The 2,761-nt window shown below is 72.6% G+C and carries 4 protein-coding genes; 1 reads left to right on the top strand and 3 read right to left on the bottom strand.

Annotation, left to right across the window (positions count from 1 at the left end; translation table 11 throughout):
• Window positions 1–5 precede the first annotated feature (5 nt).
• Entirely contained in the window at window positions 6–824 is an 819-nt protein-coding gene (locus LLG88_15220) for a metallopeptidase family protein (protein MCE5248257.1), read from the bottom strand.
• A gap of 110 nt (window positions 825–934) precedes the next feature.
• A complete protein-coding gene (glk, locus tag LLG88_15215; protein ID MCE5248256.1) occupies window positions 935–1,897 on the bottom strand; it encodes a glucokinase in 963 nt (320 codons plus the stop codon).
• 148 nt (window positions 1,898–2,045) lie between these two features.
• On the opposite strand from glk, the gene LLG88_15210 reads away from it, so the two are divergent.
• Window positions 2,046–2,231: a hypothetical protein gene (locus LLG88_15210; protein ID MCE5248255.1), complete on the top strand. Its 186-nt coding sequence runs from the start codon at window positions 2,046–2,048 to the stop codon at window positions 2,229–2,231.
• 151 nt (window positions 2,232–2,382) lie between these two features.
• On the opposite strand, the gene nadA is transcribed toward LLG88_15210, so the two are convergent.
• The coding region (gene nadA, locus LLG88_15205) for a quinolinate synthase NadA (GenBank protein MCE5248254.1) at window positions 2,383–2,761 on the bottom strand (379 nt) is incomplete at its 5' end.

Raw genomic sequence — 2,761 nt, 5'->3', positions numbered from 1 at the left:
GCGGATCAGGCCAGGCCGCGCTCGGCGAGATCGTCCTCGTCGAAGCCGAGGTAGTGGCCGATCTCGTGGAGCAGCGTGATCCGGATCTCCTCGCGCAGCGTCTCGAGGTCCGAGCACATCCGCTCGAGGTTCCGCTTGTAGATGTAGATGTTGTCCGGCAGCCGCGGCGCGTCGGCGGTCGTCCGGTCGGGGAGCGGCACGCCGACGTAGAGGCCGTAGAGGCACGGATCGAGCGGCGGCTCGAAGTCCGTGAGGTCCTGCTCCCGCGGCAGGTCGTCCACGATGATCTTGAGGTTCTTGATCTCGCGGCGGATGTCTTCCGGCAGCTCCGCCAGCGCCCCGCGCAGCGTCGCCTCGAAGTCGGCCGGCGTCGTGCGCGCGGGGAGCGGATAGTCTTCCGGCCCGTGCTGGTGGGCCCGCTCGAAGTACCGCTCGGCGAGTTCGTACTCGCCGTGCCGCTCGAGGCAGAGGGCCATCCAGTAGAGCCCCTGCGGATCCGTGTTGTCGATCTCCAGCGCCCGCGAGAGCGCCGCCTCGGCCTTTTCGAACTCGCAGAGCTCGAACCGGGCGAGGCCGAGATCCGTGAGGGCGACCAGGTCGTCCGGATCCTTGGCCAGCAACTCGTCGAGCAGGACGACCGCTTCCTCGTACCGGAGCTGCTCGATCAGCGCCGCGGCGACGACGCCGCGGGCGTCGAGCGACTCGGGGTCGAGCATCAACGCGCGGCGCCCGAGAGCCTCCGCCTCGTTGAAGTCCTCCCGATCCAGCGCGTCCTGCGCGCGGCGGACGAGGTCGTCGTGATGTCTGCCCGGTCGCTGACTCATTCTGGTCCCTGATTTTCGCCCGACTTTCAATATTCGGGCGCGCAGGCGAGGATAGCACCGGGGCGCCGCACGGTCCATTTCGCGCGGCGCGGCCCGCTCCCCGCGCCGGTTCAGGCGAGGCGGCTCGCGGCGCGCGCCGCCCCCCGCAGCCCGAGGTGGTCGTCGAGGACGACCCAGACCGGCACGCGCGAGAGGAGCCCGCGGTACCGTCCCTTGGCGAGGAACGCGTCGAGGAAGCCGCCGCGCCGCAGTTCGGCGAGGATCTTCGGCGCGATCCCGCCGGCGAGGTAGACCCCTTCCACCGCCAGCGCCTTGAGCGCGAGGTTTCCCGCTTCCGCGCCGTAGATCGAGCAGAACCGGGCCAACGCGGCCTCCGCCGCCGGATCCGCCTTGGTCGCCGCGGCGCGCGAGACCGCGGCCGCCGGGTCCTCGCCGTGGGCCCACGGAAGCGGCCCGGCGTGGCCGAGCCGCGCGCGGTAGAAGTCGTAGACGACGGCGAGGCCGGGCCCGCTCACCAGCCGCTCGTAGGAGACGTGCCCGAAGCGCTGGCGCGCGAAGCGCCACAGCTCGACTTCCTCGTCGTCCTGCGGCGCGAAGCTGGCGTGCCCCCCTTCGGAGGCCGACGGAACGAGCTCGTCGCCGCGCCGGAAGATGATCGCCTCGCCGAGCCCCGTCCCCGCCGCGGCGACCGCGCGCGCACCGCGCGCCGGCGCCCCTTCCTGCAGGATCGCCAGTTGCTCCGGGCGCGCCGCGAGCGCGCCGTGCGCGGCGGCGACGAGGTCGTTGACCAGCGCGACCGGCGCGCCGAGCCGTTCCTCGAGCGCGTCGTGGTCCACGACCCAAGGGATGTTCGTCGTCTTCACGCGGCGGCCGGTCACCGGCCCCGGAAGGCCGAACCCGGCGGCGTCGACCCGCTTGGGATGGCGGGCGAGGAACGATTCGACGAGCGGCCAGAGGCCCTCCGCCTCGCCCGACGGCGCGGTCTCGGCGACGACGACTTCGAACGCGCCGCCGCGTTCCTCCACCAGCGCCAGCCGCGTGTTGGTTCCCCCGACGTCGCCCGCGAGCAGCACTTCGGACCTCCTCGGCGTCGCCGCCTCTCGCGACCGAAGATACTCGCGCGCCCCGGCGGAATCGACTCAAGCCGGCGGCGGCTCGGCCGATAAGTTGTCCGAGAGGGACGCGCGCGCCCGGGCGCGCGTCGTTCGCGCAGGAGGCGGCATGGAGATCGGCGACGTCCAACTGTCCTCGGACATGGTCCAGGGCGCCCTCGCCGCGAAGAACGACAACGCGGCGGCGCAGAAGGACATGGCGCTGCTGCGCAAGGCGCTCGACAACAGCGAGGAAGCGGCCAACGCCCTGCTGAAGATGATGGGGATCGGCCAGAACCTCAACGTCGTCGGCTGAGCGCCGACCGCGGCCGACTCGGCCGCGAACGCCCCCGCGCCGCGGACCGGCCGGGGGCGTTTCTCGTCTCCGGGGCCGCGGGCGCGGGACGGCCGCGGCCGCCTCGAGCCCGTCGATCGCCGGGAGCGCCCTTGGCCTTCGGCGCGGCGGGTCAGCCGCGGATCGCCAGCATCCGGTCGATCGCCCGCTTGGCCGGCACGCGGATCTCCTCCGGAACCTCGATCCGGTACTGGTCGCGCCGCAGCGACAGCAGCGTCTCCTCGAGCGAGATCTCGTTCATGTGCGGGCAGCGCGCCGAGCAGAGGCGCAGCAGGTTGACGTCCTTGTTCTGCGCGGCGATGTTGTCGGCCATGCTGCACTCGGTGAGGAGCAGCAGCCGCGCCGGGCCGGCCTTGCGCACGTAGGCGAGCATCGCCGAGGTGCTCCCCGAGAAGTCGCACGCCGCGACGACCTCGGGGCTGCACTCGGGATGGGCGAGGATCACGACGTCGGGGAACTGCCGGCGCACCGCGGCGATGTCCTCGACGGTG

The organism is bacterium (assembly GCA_021372775.1).
Lineage (GTDB): Bacteria > Acidobacteriota > Polarisedimenticolia > J045 > J045 > JAJFTU01.
Note: the sequence above shows the minus strand (reverse complement) of the source record. Positions and strands in the feature narration are given on the sequence as shown.

Excerpts from the sequence above, each read along its gene's own strand:
- LLG88_15220 (MCE5248257.1), bottom strand. The coding sequence starts at position 824 with ATGAGTCAGCGACCGGGCAGACATCACGACGACCTCGTCCGCCGCGCG.
- LLG88_15210 (MCE5248255.1), top strand. The coding sequence starts at position 2,046 with ATGGAGATCGGCGACGTCCAACTGTCCTCGGACATGGTCCAGGGCGCC.